Source organism: Lentzea sp. JNUCC 0626, from assembly GCF_043632865.1.
Classification (GTDB): Bacteria; Actinomycetota; Actinomycetes; order Mycobacteriales; family Pseudonocardiaceae; genus Lentzea.
Genome location: NZ_CP171635.1, coordinates 4,018,883 through 4,035,511, shown reverse-complemented (window position 1 = coordinate 4,035,511; position 16,629 = coordinate 4,018,883). Strand labels below are relative to the sequence as shown.

Here is a 16,629-nt window from a genome sequence, read left to right as displayed (position 1 = left end):
CTGTAGTGACTGCCCGGTGACTAGAGCGCAAATCCCTCCGGAAACGGATCCGTCTCGTCCAGGAAATACTGACCCATGCCCGTTATCCAGGCACGACCGGCCACTGTGGGCACAACGGCCGTGCGGTCACCAAGTGAGACTTCCTCGACCAGACGGCCGATGAACCTGGTGCCGATGAACGACTCGTTGACGTAGTCCTGACCTATGTGGAGCAGGCCGCGGGCATGCTGCTGGGCCATTCGGGCGCAAGTTCCTGTGCCGCAAGGGGAGCGGTCGAACCAGCCGGGGTGGATCGCCATCGCGTTGCGCGAGTCGGCCCCTTGTTCTCCCGGCGCGGTGAACTGCACGTGCTTGCACCCGCTGATCGCCGGATCGGCCGGGTGCACCGGGCGGTTGGTGGCGTTGATTTCATCCATGATGGACAGACCTGCCACGAGGATCCTGTCCTTCTCGGCCCTGTCGAACGGGATGCCGAGCCGCTCGAGCGGCAGGATGGCGTAGAAGTTGCCGCCGTACGCCATGTCGTAGGTGATCTCGCCGAGTCCGGGGACGGTGACCTTCGCGTCCAGCTCGTGCGCGTACGCCGGGACGTTGCGGATAGTCACGAGCTTGGTGCGCGTGTCGTAGTCGGCCAGCACCAGCCCGGCCGGCGTGTCGAGGCGGACGGTCGTGACGGGCTCGGTCACCTCGACCATGCCGGTCTCGACCAGCACCGTGGCGACGCCGATCGTGCCGTGCCCGCACATCGGCAGCAGGCCGGAGACCTCGATGAACAGCACGCCCCAGTCCGCGTCCTGGCGGGTCGGCGGTTGCAGGATCGCGCCGCTCATCGCGGCGTGCCCACGCGGTTCGTTGACCAGCAACTTGCGGATGTGGTCGTGGTTCTTGATGAAGTTCAGCCGCTTCTCGGCCATCGTCTCGCCGGGGATCACGCCGACGCCGCCCGTGATGACGCGCGTCGGCATGCCCTCGGTGTGCGAGTCGACGGCGCTGAAGTACTTCTTGAACCTCATGACGTCGCCAGCTTCATGTCGGCGTCGACCTGGGCGAGCTGCTCGGCGCTCAGCGGGCCGCGCGGGGGACGGCACGGGCCGCCGAACCGGCCGACGTAGTCCATCGACCGCTTGATGGCCTGCACGAACTCGGTGCGCGAGTCCCAGCGGAACGCCGGCACGAGCTTCTCGTACAGCCGGCGGGCTTCGTCGAGCTTGCCTTCCCGGGCGAGGGTGAAGAGTTCGACGCTCTCGGCCGGGAACACGTTGGGGTAGCCCGCGAACCAGCCCGTGGCGCCCATCAGCAGGCTCTCCAGCACGACGTCGTCCGCGCCCGCCACGATCGTGAGGTGCGGCGCGGCGGCCTTGATCTCCAGCACCCGGCGCACGTCGCCGGAGAACTCCTTGACCGCTACGACGTTCTCGATCTGCCCCAGTTCGGCGAGCAGGTCCGGTGTGAGGTCGACCTTGGTGTCGATCGGGTTGTTGTAGACCATGATCGGCAGCCCGGCCTTCGCGACCTCGCGGAAGTGGTGCACGACCTCGCCGCGGTTCGCTCGGTACATCGTGGGCGGCAGGCACAGCACGCCGTCCGCGCCGTCCTCGGCCGCGAGCTCCGCCCAGTGCCGTGCCTGGTGGGCGCCCACGCCGTGCACGCCGATGACCGCGATGCCGTTGTCCTTGACGGCCGCGATCGCCGTCTGCGCGACTTCCCGCCGTTCCTGGTCGGTGAGGGAGGAGTACTCGCCCAGCGACCCGTTCGGGCCGACGCCGCGGCAGCCGTTCTTGACGACCCAGCGGCAGTGCTCGGCGAACTTGTCCAGATCGGGGCGTAGCCCGGCTGGAGCTTTCGAGTCCTCGGCGTAGGGGAGTGCCGTGGCGACGATGACGCCGTCGAGGCGTTCGGTCATGACTGTTCCTCCGGGAGTTCTGCTAGTTCGCCGAGGGGGATGGGGATCGCGATGACGCGGCGTTGTCCGTCGAACGGGACGCCGGTGAGGTCGGCGGCGTTGCGGGCGCAGATGCGGCCCTGGCACCTGCCCAAGGCGACGCGGCTGGTGAGCTTGAGTTCGCGCATGGTGACTGCGGGTGCGAGGTCTTTGAGCTGGACTTTTTCGCAGCGGCAGACGGTGGTGTCTTCGTTGGGCCACGTCTGCCAGCCGGGGTGGATCGCGTGTGCCCTGGTGAGGGCTTCGGCGAAGAGGCGGCCGTTCCTGACCGCCTTGAGGGCTTGTGGTGGTGGCTGGTGGCCTGCCGCTGCTGCGCCGGCGACGATGCCTTCTGCCTCCGACAAGTCGGCGCCGCCGATGCCGGTGACCTCGCCGGCCGCGTAGACGTTCGGGACGGACGTTCGCTGGCGTTCGTCGACGTCCAGGAAGTCGTTGGTGCGGGCGGCCTCGGGGACGAGGTCGGTGCGCGGGAGGAAGCCGTAGCCGACGCAGACGAGATCGGCGTGCTCGGTGCGGTGACTGGTCGGGCGCCACTGGCCGTCGAGCTTCGCGACGGTGACCTTGCTGCCGTGCTTGGCGATCACGGCCGTGCGGGTCTCCAGGTGGCGCAGGACTTTCCGGTAACTCGCGAGCTCACCGATCTTGTGGCGGTTGGCGGCGATCGCTCTTGTTTCGCGCAGCCATCTCATGGGGGAGGAGGCCTCGTAGACGCCGACGATCGTGGCGCCGAGGTCCTGCAGGGCCGTGGCGACCGGCAGCAGGAACGGGCCCGAGCCGCTGACGATGACGCGTTCGGCCAAGGTGACGCCCTGCTTGGCGAGGGCCTGGGCGGCGCCCGCGGTGATGACGCCGGGGCCGTCCCAGCCTGGGAACGGCAGGGGGCGGTCGTAGGCGCCGGTCGCTAGTACGAGCGCGTCGAAGGTGAGCGGTGAGTGGCCGCGCAGGTGCAGCGTCTGGTTCTCGACCAGCCAGGCCTCGGTGTTCTTGAGGTGGGTGACCTTGTCGTGGCTGAACTTGGCTCTGCCGCGCAGGTACTGGCCACCGGCCTCGGGTTCGGAGTCGACCATGGTGACTTCTGCGCCCGCGTCGGCGGCTGTTCTTGCCGCGGCCATTCCTGCCGGGCCGGCGCCTACTACTACGACTCTCATGGCCGGTGCCTGTCGTCGGTGGTGATCACGTCGCCATCGCGCAGCGGGTGGCGGCACGCGCGCACCTCGGGCACGCCGTTGATCTCCGCGACGCAGCCGAAGCACACGCCGATGCCGCAGAAGAACCTGCCGGGCAACAACTCCGCGACGTGCGCGACGTCTTTTTGCAGGCCGTTGAACGTCACCTTCACACCATCACCTCCGGCCGGTCGACGCGGAACGGCGCGGGGTCCGTGAGCGGGGTGGCGCCGGTGAGCAGGTCCGCGAGCAGGTGGCCGGTCGCCGGGGCCAGTCCGACGCCCGCGCCCTCGTGTCCGGTGGCGTGCCACAGTCCTGGGGTTCGCGGGTCTTCGCCGATGATCGGCAGGTGGTCCGGGGCGTAGGGGCGGAAGCCGCCGTACGCGCGCATGACCGGGACTTGTCTGAGCATCGGGAACATCGCGATGGCCTTTTGCGCCAACGCTTTCAGGACTTTGCTCTCGATCGTGTCGTCGAAGCCCTTGCGCTGGCGGCTCGACCCGATCAGCACCGTGCCGGCCTGCGTGGACTCGACCACGCCGGACGTCTGGAGGTCGGCGTCACCGCTCGCCACCGCACCCACGTAGTCGGCGTCGTAGACCTTGTGCCGGATCCGGCCCGGGATCGGGGTCGTGACGAGCACTACGCCTCTTCTGGGGAGGACGTTGACGCCGAAGCTCCTCGCCCACGGCCCGGTGGCGTTGACGACGGCGCCGCAGCTGATCACGCCCTGCTTCGTGGTGACGCTGCGGCCGTCCGTTGCGGACACTTCTTGCCGTTGGAAGGCTATGCCGCGCAGGAGAGTTCGGGTGGCCTTCACCGGGTTCAGCTGCGCGTCCTCCAGGTAGTGGACGGCGGCGGTGATCTCCGGGTTGAGGTGGGGTTCGTGCTGCAGGGCGTCTTCGGCGCTGATCTCGCACGCGTCGATGCCTGCGGCTCTTTGAGCGGCGGCGAACTTCTGGAGGGGCGTGACGGCGTCGCCGGTGGTCGCTACGACCAGTCCGCCCTTTTCCTCCCATTCGGCGTCTTCTGCCAGCTGTGGCCACAGCGCGCGACTCGCCCGGGCGAGCGTGAGTTCCGGGCCGGGTTCCTTGTCGCTGACGAGGACGTTCCCCTCGCCGGCCGCGCTGGTGCCGGACGCCGGTCCGTGCCGGTCGACGACGAGAACGGTCAGGCCGCGGCTGTGCAACGCCTGGGCGCACGCGGCCCCGATGATGCCCGCGCCCATGACCACGACGTCCGGGTGCATCGCCCACCTCCGTTCAATAGAATGAACGTTAGTGCTTCGGGTACTCCAGCACCAGTACCGAACTGACTTCGCCGTCGACGGTCTCGTAGAGGTGCGGGGTCGAGCCGGGGAAGCAGACGTAGTCGCCAGGGCCCAGCTCGTAGGGCTTCTCGACCGGCCCCACCTTGAGCTTCCCGCTCGTGACCAGCACGTGTTCCTTGCCGGGGTGGCCCTCGGTGGTCTGGGTCTGACCTGGCCTCACTCGCTGGTCGTAGATCTCCAGGACGGTGTCGCCGATGTCCATCCGGCGCATCAGGCGGAGGTCCACGGCGTTGCTGCTGAGCGTTTCGACGTCTCTTGCCCTGACGAGGACCACGTCCGGGGGCGTTCGTTCGGTGACCAGTTCCGAGACGGGAACGTCCAGAGCGTTCGACAAACTGAACACTGTCTCGATGGTCGGGTTGCCTGTGCCGCTCTCCAGCTGGGAGAGGGTGCCCTTGGCGATGGAGGACCGCCTGGCCAGTTCGGACAGGGACAGTCCGCGTTGCTCGCGGAACGCCCTGATGTTGGCGCCTAGCACCTGACCCGCACTCATGGTTGCTGATCGTTGCATAGGCTTGCGGGTATGACTGCGTACACGGAGGCGGAGGGGCAGATCCTTCGCACGGCCGTTTTCGGTGCCATGGTGCTGGTGTCCACTGCGGACCCCGGGGAGGTGGACGTCGAGAGCCAGGCCGGGGTTCGGGCGATCACGCTGCTGTCGGACGACCTGCGGGCGATCGTGTCTGCTGCGCCGCCTTCGTTGCCGTCCGGGTCGGCTTCGGATGTCGAGGCTGGGGTGTTGGCGGCTTTGCGGGAGTCCGTGGTGATCATTTCTGGGCGTGAGGCTCGGGATGTGGCGATTTTCCGGGCTGCGGTTGCGGAGATGTGCCGGTCTGTGGCTGGGGCTGATGGGGATGTGGCTTTGGCTGAGCGGGAGATGGTGGCGAAGGTGGTTGAGGCACTTCGCTGACGCTCCTGGGGTCGCCTGTCACGTCACCAGTGCGGTGGTTTCGGTGGGGTGCAAAGACTTTCGACGGACGGGTCATTTCATCGCCGCTTCGCGTCGATAGGGATTGGGGCTTGACTTCGGGGCCCTTGCGAGGCGCTGGTCGGACCGGAAAGGCCGGGCTGAAAAGCGCCCGGCCGAGCCACGAGTGGTAGCACCTCGCACCCAAAGTCAAGCCCCAATCTCGTTGCAGCGTGGCTGAGTTGGGTGGGCACGTCACCTCACCCGCTTCACGTGTGGCCTTGGAAGGACGCCTCGCCTTCGGCATTGCAGTTGGGGCTCGGTTGCGCCATCGCGATGCTCGCGCTCGGCGACCTGGTGCTCCGCAGCCCGGCGCTCTACCGCCATCCACTGCTCCAGTGCTCCGATGAGTGGTCGCGTTCTGCGCGATCGGCGGGCTTGACCGGGCCTCGTCGGGTTGCAATCATCGGATCTTCTCGCCGCCGCCCCGGACGAGAAGGCGATGGCATGGGACTGCGTCGTGTGTGGCTGATGGTGGTGGTTGCCTTGTTGGCCGGGCTGCTCGTGCCGGTCGGGCAAGGGGTGGCTCAGGCTGAGGTTCGGCATCCGCGGCAGGAGTGGTTGCGGCAGTCGACGGCCGGGTTGTTCCTGCACTGGGGGATGTTCACGGCGCCTAGGCATCTCGATTGTGCCGAGTGGGAGCGGGACGTCACCGGGGGTGGGTGGACGCCTGACTACTGGATTGACGAGGCCCGGAAGCTCGGGGCCTCGTACGTGGTGCTGGCTACGTTTCACAGTCGGCTCGGGTATGCGCGGCCTTGGCCTTCGGCGGTGCCCGGGAGTTGTGCCACGCGGCGGGATCTGCTCGGGGAGCTTGTTCGGGCGGGCAAGGCCAAGGGGGTTCGGGTTGTTCTGTACATGACGGACGACCCGCAGTGGCACAGCGAGCAGGGTGTGCAGATGCTCGACTCGGCGGCCTACTCGGCTTACAAGGGTGAGCAGGTTGATCTCACCACTCGTGAGGGGTTCGGGAAGTACAGCTACGACCTGTTCTTCGAGGTCATGCGGCGGTATGACGATCTGGCCGGGTTCTGGATCGACAACGACAACGAGTACTGGGAGCGGAATCGGCTCTACGAGCAGATTCGGGGGTTGCGGCCGTCCTGGTTGTTGAGCAACAACAACGAGGACACGCCGATCATGGACACCGTGTCGAACGAGCAGAAGACCGGCATGGTGCCGTCGTACGACTATCCGGCGGCGACTTTCACGCCCATGCCCCGGTTGTCGGAGGCCTGTTACAAGCTGCCCAACACCGGGGACTGGTGGTACGACGGCGGGGATCATGCTGTTGACACGCGGTTGAACACCGGGCGGTACGTGACCAACGCCGGGTCTTCCATCAAGTCGTTGATGGCGGAGACACCCATGGTCAACGGGAAGATGCCGGTGCAGCAGGAGGCTTACAACAACTTCATGGCCTCGTGGGTGGCGCCCATTCGCGAGTCGGTCCAGGGGGTTGAGGGGGCCGGGTACATGTACGGCGGGATGCAGCCCGGGTTCTGGAACGACGGGGCGCACGGGGTGATCACCATCGAGCCCAAGAGCGGTCGGCAGTACGTGCACGTGGTGACCCGGCCTCGGGCCGACTTCGTTCGGTTGCGGGACAACGGGTATCGGGTGTCCAAGGTGCGGGACTTGCGCACTGGGGAACGGATGCGGTTCGCGCAGTCGGGTGGGTATCTCACGATTCAGGGCATCACGAAGTGGGATGAGTACGACACGGTCTTCGCGGTGGAGACGGTTGGGCAGCAAGGGTTTTACAGCGGGGTGAAGGCTTCGGCCACGTCGTCTGCCCCAGGGTTTCCCGCGTCGAATCTGACTGACGGCAGCTATGAGACCTACTGGGATGCTGGGGGTGCGCAGCCCGTGTCGGTCTCGTTGGATCTCGGGCGGCGCAAGGACGTGGCGTTCTTGGCGGTCAATCAGCGGGAGGTGTCGCCCACACACGCGCGGGTGTCGTTCGGGCGGCCCGAGGATTCCAGTCGGGTCAAGGACTATCAGGTCACGGCCTCGGATGACGGGCGACGGTGGTGGCACGTTCGGTCCGGGGTGTTGCCGTCTGCTCGGGGTGTGCAGTTCATCGACGTTGGAGCGCAGCAGGCTCGGTATCTCAAGTTGACCGTGGTGAGCACCTGGGGTGGGGCGCAGGCGCCGGTGTACTTCAAGCAGGTGAAGATCGACGAGATTCGGGTTGGGCACAGCTATCCGCGTAGGGGTGGCGGGGGTGCGTTGGAGGCTGAGGACGCCGAACGGGCTGGGGGAGCGCGCGGAGAGTTCTGTGCGGCTTGTAGTGGTTCGCGGCAGGTCACCGGGCTCGGTGCTGTTGTGTTCCGCGACGTTTCTGTTGCTGCGTCTGGGAGTTATCGGCTTCAGCTCGACTTGACTGCTGGGCGGGACAGTGCGGTGTCGGTTGCGGTCAACGGGGGTGCGCCGGTGTCGGTGGTGGTGCTCAAGGGGCGGTCGGACGTGCCCGCGCCCACTGCGGTCGCGGTGCCGTTGAACGCCGGTCGCAACACGGTGAAGGTGTTCGGGGGTGACGGACTTGGGCTGGATCGGGTTTCGGTGGGTGGGCTGCCGCCGTCCGGGTACGCGCCGAAGACCACGTTGACGGTGGAACCCCATGGCGTGCAATGGGTTGGTGGTGGGCAGCAGGCGGTGAAGATCACGGCCCGGCTGCGGCTCGACGCCGACGACCAGATCGACGACGTGGTGCTGGCGCCGGTGGTGCCTGCCGGGTGGGCGGTGACCGGGCCGTCGGCCGCTCGGGCGTCGATGCGGTTGGGCGGGGTGCTGGAAGGGGCGTGGACCGTTACCTCGCCGGCGGGTCAGGACGTCGGGTCGGTGAGTGTTCCGGTTGGTGCGGCGTTTCGGGTTCTGTCCAGTGAACGCAAGGTTTCCGGGGTCGTGCCGGTGCGGGGCAGGCCTGCGGATCGGGTGTTCGTGCGGGAGGCCGAGGACTCGGCCAACCAGTTCGGCAGCACCGGGCTCACCGGGTGCGGGGCGTGTTCCGGGGCGGAGAAGGTGCGCAACATCGGTGGCGGGGCGGACGCTGCGGTGACGTTCCCGAACGTCGTGGTGCCTCAGACACGGTCGTATCGGTTGTTCGTCCAGTTCACGGTGAACGGGCCGCGGTCGTACTTCGTCGCGGTCAACGGGGGTGCGCCGGTCGAGGTGAAGTTGAACGGGATCGGCAACAACACGCCTTACGTGGCCGAGATTCCGGTGACGTTGAACGCCGGGGCCAACACGATCAGGTTCGGCAACGACTCCGCCGGTGCGCCTGATCTGGACCAGATCGCGTTGGCGTGACCTAGTAGGGTGCCGCCCCATGGGGGCAGAAGACCAAGGATGGCAGGGTTTTTCCTACTACCACTGGAAGGACCTCGCGGCCGTGCGGGCGCGGCTCGAGGCGGGTGCGGACCCGGACGGCGGGCTGCGCTGGGGTGCGCCGTTGCACACGGCCGTCGAGTTCGGCACCGTCGAGGTGGTCGCCGAGCTCGCCGGCCGGGTCCGTGACGTGGACCAGGTCGTGCGGGGGCACACGGCGTTGTGGGCGGCGGTGCACGCCGGGGATCGCGAGAGTGCGCGGGTGTTGCTCGCGGCGGGGGCGGATCCGTTGCGGCCCATGATGTCCGGGTGGTCGCCGGCGCGGCTCAGCCTCACCACCGCGCACGTGATCCCGTCGGACGAGGTGCTGACGCAGGCCGAGTGGGAGGCGGCGGCGGAGTGCGGCAGGCTGGTCGCCGCACTGAAGGACATCCCGTTCTTCGACGGCTACAGCCTCGCGTGCGTGGCGGGGGTCGGTGCCGCTGACGTGATTCGGCTGCTGGACGCCGAGATCGTGTCGGCGGACGAGGCGGAGCAGATGGTCGAGGACCGGTCGGAGTTCGTCGCGGCCGTCACCGACGTGCCCGGTGGGAGCATCCTGATGCAGCCCGAGTACTTCCTTGCCTCGACTCCCGTGGTGATGAAGACGTTGACGGCGGGCACGGTCGGGTACGGCATGTACGCGAACCCCAAGAGCGGCAACCAGGGCAACAGCCACCGCGACGGCGAGATCATCGGGTGGGACCTGCATCCCGGCGGTGGGCCTGACGAGGACGGTGACACCGCGGAGGTGCTGATGAAGCATCTCTACAAGGGGCGCGCGGTGGCGTTCTGCTGCGCGTACGCCGGGGTGCGGCCGACGAACGCGAAGGCGTTCACCGAGCCGGACCAGTGGATCGTCCTTCCCGATCGGGACTACTGGAGCGCATGATGGGGTGATGCTGGAGGCGGTGCGCAGGCAGCTGAGCCGGGGGCTCTTCGGGATGGTCGTGGGTCCCGAGGGGGCGAAGCACGCGCAACGCATCCACGGTTCGCCCGGGCCGCGGCTGTTCGCCGACGACCGGCCCATCCGGCACGTGCACGCCGACAACGCCATGTTCGTCGGCGGGCTGCGGGCGTTGCTGTTGCAGTCGTTGCACCCCTTGGCGATGGCGGCGGTGGCGCAGCACTCCGACTACAAGACGGACCCGTGGGGACGGTTGCAGCGCACGAGCCTATTCGTCGGCATGACGACCTACGGCACGGTCGTGGACGCGCGCGCTGCGGTGGCACGGCTGGCGCGCATCCACACGCACATCCACGGCGTCGCGTCCGACGGGCGGTCGTACCGGGCCGACGACCCGCACCTGCTGGCGTGGGTGCACGTCGCCGAGGTCGACAGCTTCCTGCGGTGCCATCAGCGGTACGGGGAGAAGCCGCTGGACGACTACGACGGGTACGTCGCCGACATGGCCGTGCTCGCCGGCGAGATGGGGATTCCCGATCCGCCGCGCACGGTCGCCGAACTGGAGGCGCGGATCGACTCGTACCGGGCCGAGCTGAAGGGCACCGCCGAGGCGCGGGAGGCGGCGCGGTTCCTGCTGTTCAAGGCGCCGGTGCCGCTGCTGGCACGTGCCCCGTACGCGATCCTGGCGGCGACGGCGGTGGCGTCGTTGCCGGTGTGGGCGCGGATGCCGCTGCGGCTGCCGTACCTGCCGATCGCCGAGGCCACCGGGGTGCGGTTCGCGGGACACGCGTTGATGCGCGGCCTGCGGTGGGTGACCGGTTAGGGCTTCAGGAAGTCGACCACGAGCGGGGTGGCCACGCTCGCGAACTCCTCGAAGTAGCCGTGCCGGGCGCCTTCGACGAGGTGCATGCGGGCGCCGGGGATGCGCGCGGTGATCAGCGGGGCGTTGGCCGTCGGGTTGAAGATGTCGTCGGTGCCGTGCACTACGAGCGTTTGCGCGCTGATGGACGGCAGGACGTCCCACGCGTCGTGCTCGGCGCTCGCGAAGAGGTGCCGCTTGCGCGCGTGGGGAGGCATGTTCGGGTCGCCCAGCGTGTTGTACGGACCCTTGTACGCCGGGGTGTACATGAGCTCCTCCAACGCCCGGCGCGCCTTCATGGGCTCGATCTGCGCCAGCGACTTGCGCACCTCGGCGCTGCGCTCGATGCCGTGAGCGCCGCCGGGGGAGGTGCAGCCGAGCACGAGCCTGTCGACGTGGGTGCCGTGGTCGGCGGCGATCCACTGCGCGATGCGGCCGCCCATCGACGTGCCGTAGACGTGTGCCCTGTCGATGCCCGCGTCGGCCAGGATCGCCACGCAGTCCTGCGCGAACATCCGGGTGCTGTACGGGACGTCCGGCTTGTCGCTGGAACCGGTGCCGCGGTGGTCGGTGACGAGCGTCGTGAAGTGCTCGGAGAAGCCCGCGCGGACCTGTGACCACCAGCGGGACGAGTTCGCCTGGCCCGCGATGAGCAGCAGTGGGGGTCCCGAGCCCTCGACGTCGTAGAAGAGCCTGGTTCCGTCTGCGGCACGAGCGTGGGGCACGGAGAGAAGTCTAGAACCTTGACTTCGCGGTAGATGGTCTAGTCCAATTCGGGGTGGACCCCCTGCCGGCCGCCACGTGTGAGGGATGGAGCTACCCATGCTGCTGTTCGCTCGAATATCCGCGGTGGCCGCCCTGGTGCTCGGCACCGTGATCGTCAGCCTCGCCCCTGCCAGCGCCGCCGGAGTCACGGCGACGTTCTCGAAGAACGGCTGGAGCACCGGGTACACCGCCACGGTGACGATCAAGAACGAGACCAGCGCGGCCATCACGTCCTGGAAGGTCGAGTTCGACTACCCGGCCTCGACCTCCGTCGGGGCCTACTGGGACTCGCTGCTCACCAAGAGCGGCAACCGCAACACGTTCGTCAACCGCGAGTACAACGGGAACGTCGCACCCGGCGCGAGCGTGACGTTCGGGTTCAACGCGGCCGGTACCGCCGATCCCGCGAACTGCACGGTGAACGGTGCCGCCTGTACCGGTGGGACCGGACCCACGACGTCGTCGACCACTTCCACGACGACTACTACGACCACCACCACGACCACTACGACGACGACCACGACCGGTCAGCCGCCTACGGGGCAGTTGCCGAAGAAGGTGCTCGTCGGGTACCTGCACGCCAGCTTCGCCAACGGCTCCGGGTACATCCGGATGAAGGACGTTCCGGACGAGTGGGACGTCATCAACCTCTCGTTCGCCGAGCCCACCAGCGCGACCTCCGGCGAGCTCCGGTTCGCGCAGTGCCCGGTCGCGGAGTGCCCGAACGTCGAGTCCGAGGCCGAGTTCATCGCGGGCATCCGCGCCCAGCAGCAGAAGGGCAAGAAGGTCAACATCTCCATCGGCGGCCAGAACGGCCAGGTCCGGCTGGAGACGACGGCCGCGCGCGACGCGTTCGTGCGCTCGGCGTCGGCGATCATCGACAAGTACGGCCTGAACGGTCTCGACGTCGACTTCGAGGGCCACTCGCTGTCGCTGAACCCCGGCGACCTCGACTTCAAGAACCCGACCACGCCCGTGGTCGTGAACCTGATCTCGGCGTTGCGCTCGCTGAAGGCCCGCTACGGCACCAACTTCGTGCTGACGATGGCGCCCGAGACGTTCTTCGTGCAGGTCGGTTACCAGTTCTACGGCGGCACGGGCACCGGCGACGCGCGCACGGGCGCGTACCTGCCGGTGATCGAGGCGATGCGCAACGACCTGACGCTGCTGCACGTGCAGGACTACAACTCCGGACCCGTGATGGGCCTGGACAACCAGTACCACAACATGGGCGGCGCGGACTTCCACGTCGCGATGACCGACATGGTGCTGGCCGGGTTCAACGTCCGTGGCGACGCGTCGAAGTTCTTCGCGCCGTTGCGGCAGGAGCAGGTGGCGATCGGGCTGCCGGCGGCCCAGTACGCGGGCAACGGGTTCACGTCGGTCGCGGACGTGCAGACCGCGCTCGACTGCCTCACCAAGGGGACGCGGTGCGGCAGCTACAAGCCTCGCGGGGTGTACCCGAACCTGCGTGGGCTGATGACCTGGTCGATCAACTGGGACAAGTACAACAACTACGAGTTCTCCAAGGCGCACAGGGCTTATCTGCCCCGGTAGGTGCGCGGGGATGGTGTGCTGGGGGCGGCCGGGTTCGGTCGCCCCCAGTTCTGTGTTGCAGGAGTTCGTGTTGCCGCGGACTTCTAGGCGAGAGTCGACCAGAACTGGAGTTCGTAGGCCTGCAGGAGGCGGCCGTAGCGCCAGGCGTGCTTCGGTTGCCAGCCCGCGTCCAGGGCGGCCTGGACGGCGGCGATCGCCCGGTCCTCGAGTTGGGGCGCGGGGGTGGCGAAGAAGTCGACGAACGCGGTCGCCTCTTCGGAGAAGCCGTAGTGTTCTTTCAGGCCCTTGGCCATGCGGGCGCAGTAGCCGCCCCACGCGGTGAAGTTCGCGAGGATCGCCAGGATCACGTCGGTCGGTTCGCCGTTCAGCGCCATCCACGCCTGGTAGGCCGGGTAGGCCTGGCAGCCGGGGAACGGTTCGTAGGACTGGAAGTCCTTCGCCTTCATGCCTGCTGCTTCGGCGAGCGGCTGGAGCATGGGGAGGACCAGCTCCTCGCCGCCGGCGAGGAGGGTGAAGAACGCCCGTGCGTTCGGCTCCTCGGCCTTCGCGGCCAGGGAGAGGAATGTTCGCCAGTCCGACGACACGATGTGGCTTTCCTCGGCGGCGAAGGTCGCGATGACCGAACGCGGCGCTTTGCCCGTTTCGATCAGCTTCACCACCAGGTTGTCGTGCTCACCGGGGTGCAGCTCGGTCCGGATGCGCGTGACCAGCTCTTTTGCGTTCATGCCGTGATTCTTCCGCAGGTTGGAAATCGTTCGCCAGAGTGGCTGGTCATCGGGGAGCATCCCGGTCGTGGCTGAACACACCTATCGGGTGCTCGTGCGCGGGCGCTTCGCTGAGTTGACCGATTCGCAGCGCGTCGCGTTGAAGGAGCGGCTGGGCGGGTTCGACTTCCTTCGGGATGCGGGGTTCAGCGAGGAGGGTGCGTTGACCTATGACGAGAAGCTCGACTTTTTCAGTTACCGGGTGATTTTGGTGGCTGAGGAGAAGCCGGATGAGGCTGGGTTGAGGCGGGCTGCGGGGGCGTTGGATGCGCTCGGGGTGGACTTCAAGGGGTTGAAGGCCAAGGTGACGGACATGGACGAGATGAAGATCAACCGGCCTCGGCGGTTGGGCTGATCCTGGCTGACGGGCTGACGCGGGTCGGCTTGCGTTGGCCGGTTCCTGTTCCAGCGGGGTTGGTTGCGTTCTGTTGGTTGGGCTGCGGTTGCGAGGGTGGTCGCGCGGGTCGCCCCGGCCGGACCGAGACAGGTTGTCATCCAGCCCCTCAAGGTCAAGCCCCAATCGCCATGAGCGGCGTAACCGGTTCCCAACCAGGTAGCAGCCCGTTCGGCCTCGCTTCGCTTCGCCACGCCAGGATTCGTAGGTGGTTGGCGTGCGTTGGTGGCTGCCGGTTGCGTGCGCGCGCCGGGCCAAGACGGTGGTCACCTTGCCTTGGCGACTGCGGTTGCGTTGGTGCTCGTGCGTGGCGGCTGGTGGCAAAGAGAATCCCCTGCCCCGGCTGCTTGGGCCGGGGCAGGGGACGGGTGGTGCTGTCAGGCGGAAGGACTTACGGGTTCGGGTAGTGCGCCAGGTAGGCCTCGGTCGAGCCTGCCGTGGCTGTGCCGCCCGCGTTGTTCACGATCCGCTGGATGGTGCCGTTGCCTCCGAGGGAGACGGTCACCATGCTGTGCAGCTTCACGCCGGGCGTGTTCGGGATTTCGAACGCGCGGTCGGCCGTTACGGAGGCGTTGAAGCGCATGAAGATGTAGCTGCCCAGACCCCACGCCTCGTGGGAGGTGACGTTGTTCGCCACCTTGTAGGCCGCGTAGCCGCGGGTCGAGCCGTTCATCCAGGCTTGCTGGTTGGGGGCTTCGTAGGGCATTTCGTTCTGGTAGAAGTACGTTCGGCCGCCTTGGCCGTTCCAGATGGTCTGGTACTTCTGGTAGTGCTCCACGAAGAGGCCGTACATCGTCACGTTGTTGCCGTTGACGATCAGGCCCGTGTCGGCCGTGTTGAGGTCCCAGCCGACGCCGATCGAGTGGTCGCCTCGCCACAGCCAGAGGTGGTCGCCGATCACGTTGTGGCTGTTGATGATCAGTGAGTTCGTGGCGCGGCCCACCGCCGAGCCGCCGATGCGGACGTAGAAGTCGTGCAGCGACGTCGGGTTGGCGGAGTGGTTGGCGTTGCTGCCCGGTGCACCGATCTGGGCGAGGAGAGGTGAGTTGGTCGGGGCTGCGTCGATGAGCAGGCCCGCGATCTTCACACCGTCCACATCGGCCACGTCGAGTGCCATGTTGCCGTTGGTGGGCATGACGGTGGCGAGGCCGAGGCCCATCACGACGGTGTCGGGGCGGGTCACTCGGATCGGCTCGGACACCTGGTGGATGCCCGGGGTGAGGAGCAGGTGCTTGCCGGCGGCGAGCTGGGCGTTCATCGTGGCGGCCGAGGTGCCCGGCTTCGCGATGAAGAAGTTCGACAGAGGGATGTTCGTGCCCTGCTGGGTGCCGGACGCCCAGGTGGTGCCGCTCGAGTTCGAGCGGAGTGCCGGGACGAACACGTTGTAGGCGCCGCTGCCGTCCACGTTCAGGAACGGCTTCTCACGCACGACAGGGGTCTGCGCGACGGTGGTGTACGGGGGTTCCGGGAACGAGGTCTGCGGTGCGTTGCGGGCACCTACGAAGACCATGTTCCAGTTCTCGCCCGTCCAGGAGCCCCACTCGGTGTTGCGGGACAGCCACTGCTGCTGCGAGCCCGAGCGGACCTGGCCGGTGACGACCGAGTCGGCGAGGAAACCGCCGCTGGACCAGCCGTTGTCGTCGAGCTGCATGTTGCCGTAGGTCTTGGTGCGGCGCATGGCCGACGCCTGCGAGACGGCCCAGGTGTTGGTGCCCGACGGCGGGCGGATCGCCAGGTTCTCGGCGCCGCGCCAGAAGTTGTGCGTCGCGTTGCCCTCGAACCAGTCGGCCTCGACGTGGACCTGGCCGTTGATCGTCACACCGTCGGGCAGCATGCCCAGGCCGAGGACCTGGGTGAAGAAGCCGATGTTGACGTCGACGTTGTAGTTGCCCGGCTTGAACATGATCGCGTACCGGCGGGCGTCGTACTGGCCCTCTTCCTGCTGCCGGAACACGTCGTTCAGGCGTGCCTGGATCGTCGCCGCCGGCATCGACGGGTCGAAGATCAGCACGTTCGGGCCGAAGTCCGGGTTGCCCGGCTGCTGCGGGCCGCCGCCGGACAGGCGGAAGAGCTGGGCGTTGGTCCCGTTGCAGGTGTACTGGACCAACTGGACGTCCTGGGTCGACGCGCCGGGCACGTCGAGGCACTTGGCGCTGTTGCGGTTCACGAACCGGTAGGTGTCCGTGCCGACCTGTTCAGGACGCCATTGCTGGTTGTTCGCGTTGAAGGACTGCCACATGTGGACAGCCGCGTTGTCCGCGGTCGAGACGTTCGAGACGTCCCAGACCTGGCCCTGACCGACGGTGTAGTAACCGTCGCTCGTGGCCGTGAAGGTCCAGGTCTGTCCCGTGCATCCTTGTTGGCGGAGCTGTGCGCCGTTGGCCGTTCCCAGCGACTCCACGCACTTTCCGCTGCCGACGTTCGTCACTTGATAAGCGGTTCCGGGCACCACGTCGGCCTGCGCCGCGACCGTCCACACAGGAACGATCGCCGCTGCTGCCAACGCTGCCACCAGCAGGGGGGTTCTCACGGGTCACAGGGTGGGGGTGATTTGTTGCAACCGTCAACGAACCTAACTGTTTCCGGTCCCGTTCCGGTATTGACAAATA

At 67.5% G+C, this 16,629-nt stretch carries 15 protein-coding genes; 6 read left to right on the top strand and 9 right to left on the bottom strand.

The genetic code is table 11. From position 1 onward, the window contains the following. Nucleotides 1-20: 20 nt before the first annotated feature. Genes JNUCC0626_RS17110 through JNUCC0626_RS17085 form a run of 6 tightly spaced genes read right to left on the bottom strand, consistent with a single transcriptional unit; the run spans nucleotide 21 to nucleotide 4,931 of the window. The gene (locus tag JNUCC0626_RS17110; RefSeq protein WP_394620757.1) at nucleotides 21-1,013 is read right to left on the bottom strand and encodes a proline racemase family protein; all 993 of its coding nucleotides are present in this window, start codon (nucleotides 1,011-1,013) and stop codon (nucleotides 21-23) included. Beyond that, nucleotides 1,010-1,903 carry a dihydrodipicolinate synthase family protein gene (locus JNUCC0626_RS17105; protein WP_394620756.1) on the bottom strand — a complete coding sequence of 298 codons (894 nt, stop codon included), beginning with the start codon at nucleotides 1,901-1,903 and terminating at the stop codon, nucleotides 1,010-1,012. Before JNUCC0626_RS17105 ends, JNUCC0626_RS17110 begins: the two co-directional genes overlap by 4 nt. Continuing rightward, entirely contained in the window at nucleotides 1,900-3,090 is a 1,191-nt protein-coding gene (locus JNUCC0626_RS17100; protein ID WP_394620755.1) for an FAD-dependent oxidoreductase, read from the bottom strand. The genes JNUCC0626_RS17105 and JNUCC0626_RS17100 overlap by 4 nt, the downstream gene beginning before the upstream one ends. Continuing rightward, complete coding sequence (locus JNUCC0626_RS17095) at nucleotides 3,087-3,281, bottom strand: 2Fe-2S iron-sulfur cluster-binding protein (RefSeq protein WP_394620754.1); 195 nt, start codon at nucleotides 3,279-3,281, stop codon at nucleotides 3,087-3,089. The genes JNUCC0626_RS17100 and JNUCC0626_RS17095 overlap by 4 nt, the downstream gene beginning before the upstream one ends. After that, nucleotides 3,278-4,357 carry an NAD(P)/FAD-dependent oxidoreductase gene (locus JNUCC0626_RS17090; RefSeq protein ID WP_394620753.1) on the bottom strand — a complete coding sequence of 360 codons (1,080 nt, stop codon included), beginning with the start codon at nucleotides 4,355-4,357 and terminating at the stop codon, nucleotides 3,278-3,280. Before JNUCC0626_RS17090 ends, JNUCC0626_RS17095 begins: the two co-directional genes overlap by 4 nt. 28 nt (nucleotides 4,358-4,385) lie before the next feature. Beyond that, entirely contained in the window at nucleotides 4,386-4,931 is a 546-nt protein-coding gene (locus JNUCC0626_RS17085; RefSeq protein ID WP_394620752.1) for a helix-turn-helix domain-containing protein, read from the bottom strand. A 30-nt stretch (nucleotides 4,932-4,961) separates the two neighbouring features. Here JNUCC0626_RS17085 and JNUCC0626_RS17080 point away from each other — a divergent pair, with 30 nt between their 5' ends. The 4 genes from JNUCC0626_RS17080 (at nucleotide 4,962) to JNUCC0626_RS17065 (ending at nucleotide 10,504) form a co-directional block, all read left to right on the top strand. Further along, complete coding sequence (locus tag JNUCC0626_RS17080; RefSeq protein ID WP_394620751.1) at nucleotides 4,962-5,348, top strand: hypothetical protein; 387 nt, start codon at nucleotides 4,962-4,964, stop codon at nucleotides 5,346-5,348. A gap of 504 nt (nucleotides 5,349-5,852) precedes the next feature. Continuing rightward, the gene (locus JNUCC0626_RS17075) at nucleotides 5,853-8,717 is read left to right on the top strand and encodes an alpha-L-fucosidase (RefSeq protein ID WP_394620750.1); all 2,865 of its coding nucleotides are present in this window, start codon (nucleotides 5,853-5,855) and stop codon (nucleotides 8,715-8,717) included. A gap of 19 nt (nucleotides 8,718-8,736) precedes the next feature. Further along, a complete protein-coding gene (locus tag JNUCC0626_RS17070; protein ID WP_394620749.1) occupies nucleotides 8,737-9,666 on the top strand; it encodes an ankyrin repeat domain-containing protein in 930 nt (309 codons plus the stop codon). Between the two features lie 7 nt (nucleotides 9,667-9,673). Next, a complete protein-coding gene (locus tag JNUCC0626_RS17065) occupies nucleotides 9,674-10,504 on the top strand; it encodes an oxygenase MpaB family protein (protein WP_394620748.1) in 831 nt (276 codons plus the stop codon). Here JNUCC0626_RS17065 and JNUCC0626_RS17060 read toward each other — a convergent pair. After that, entirely contained in the window at nucleotides 10,501-11,265 is a 765-nt protein-coding gene (locus tag JNUCC0626_RS17060) for an alpha/beta fold hydrolase (RefSeq protein ID WP_394620747.1), read from the bottom strand. The two genes, JNUCC0626_RS17065 and JNUCC0626_RS17060, sit on opposite strands and share 4 nt — an antisense overlap. Before the next feature lie 97 nt (nucleotides 11,266-11,362). Here JNUCC0626_RS17060 and JNUCC0626_RS17055 point away from each other — a divergent pair, with 97 nt between their 5' ends. Then, nucleotides 11,363-12,862 (top strand): chitinase, encoded by a 1,500-nt coding sequence (locus tag JNUCC0626_RS17055; RefSeq protein ID WP_394620746.1) that lies wholly within the window; start codon nucleotides 11,363-11,365, stop codon nucleotides 12,860-12,862. An 83-nt stretch (nucleotides 12,863-12,945) separates the two neighbouring features. On the opposite strand, the gene JNUCC0626_RS17050 is transcribed toward JNUCC0626_RS17055, so the two are convergent. Next, on the bottom strand, nucleotides 12,946-13,587 hold the full coding sequence (locus JNUCC0626_RS17050; RefSeq protein WP_394620745.1) for a transcriptional regulator: 642 nt from the start codon (nucleotides 13,585-13,587) through the stop codon (nucleotides 12,946-12,948). A 67-nt stretch (nucleotides 13,588-13,654) separates the two neighbouring features. On the opposite strand from JNUCC0626_RS17050, the gene JNUCC0626_RS17045 reads away from it, so the two are divergent. Continuing rightward, a complete protein-coding gene (locus JNUCC0626_RS17045; RefSeq protein ID WP_285642039.1) occupies nucleotides 13,655-13,981 on the top strand; it encodes a DUF6204 family protein in 327 nt (108 codons plus the stop codon). Nucleotides 13,982-14,411: 430 nt separating this feature from the next. Here the strand turns inward: JNUCC0626_RS17045 and JNUCC0626_RS17040 are convergent, their stop codons facing one another. After that, on the bottom strand, nucleotides 14,412-16,550 hold the full coding sequence (locus tag JNUCC0626_RS17040; protein ID WP_394620744.1) for an RICIN domain-containing protein: 2,139 nt from the start codon (nucleotides 16,548-16,550) through the stop codon (nucleotides 14,412-14,414). Nucleotides 16,551-16,629: the final 79 nt, after the last annotated feature.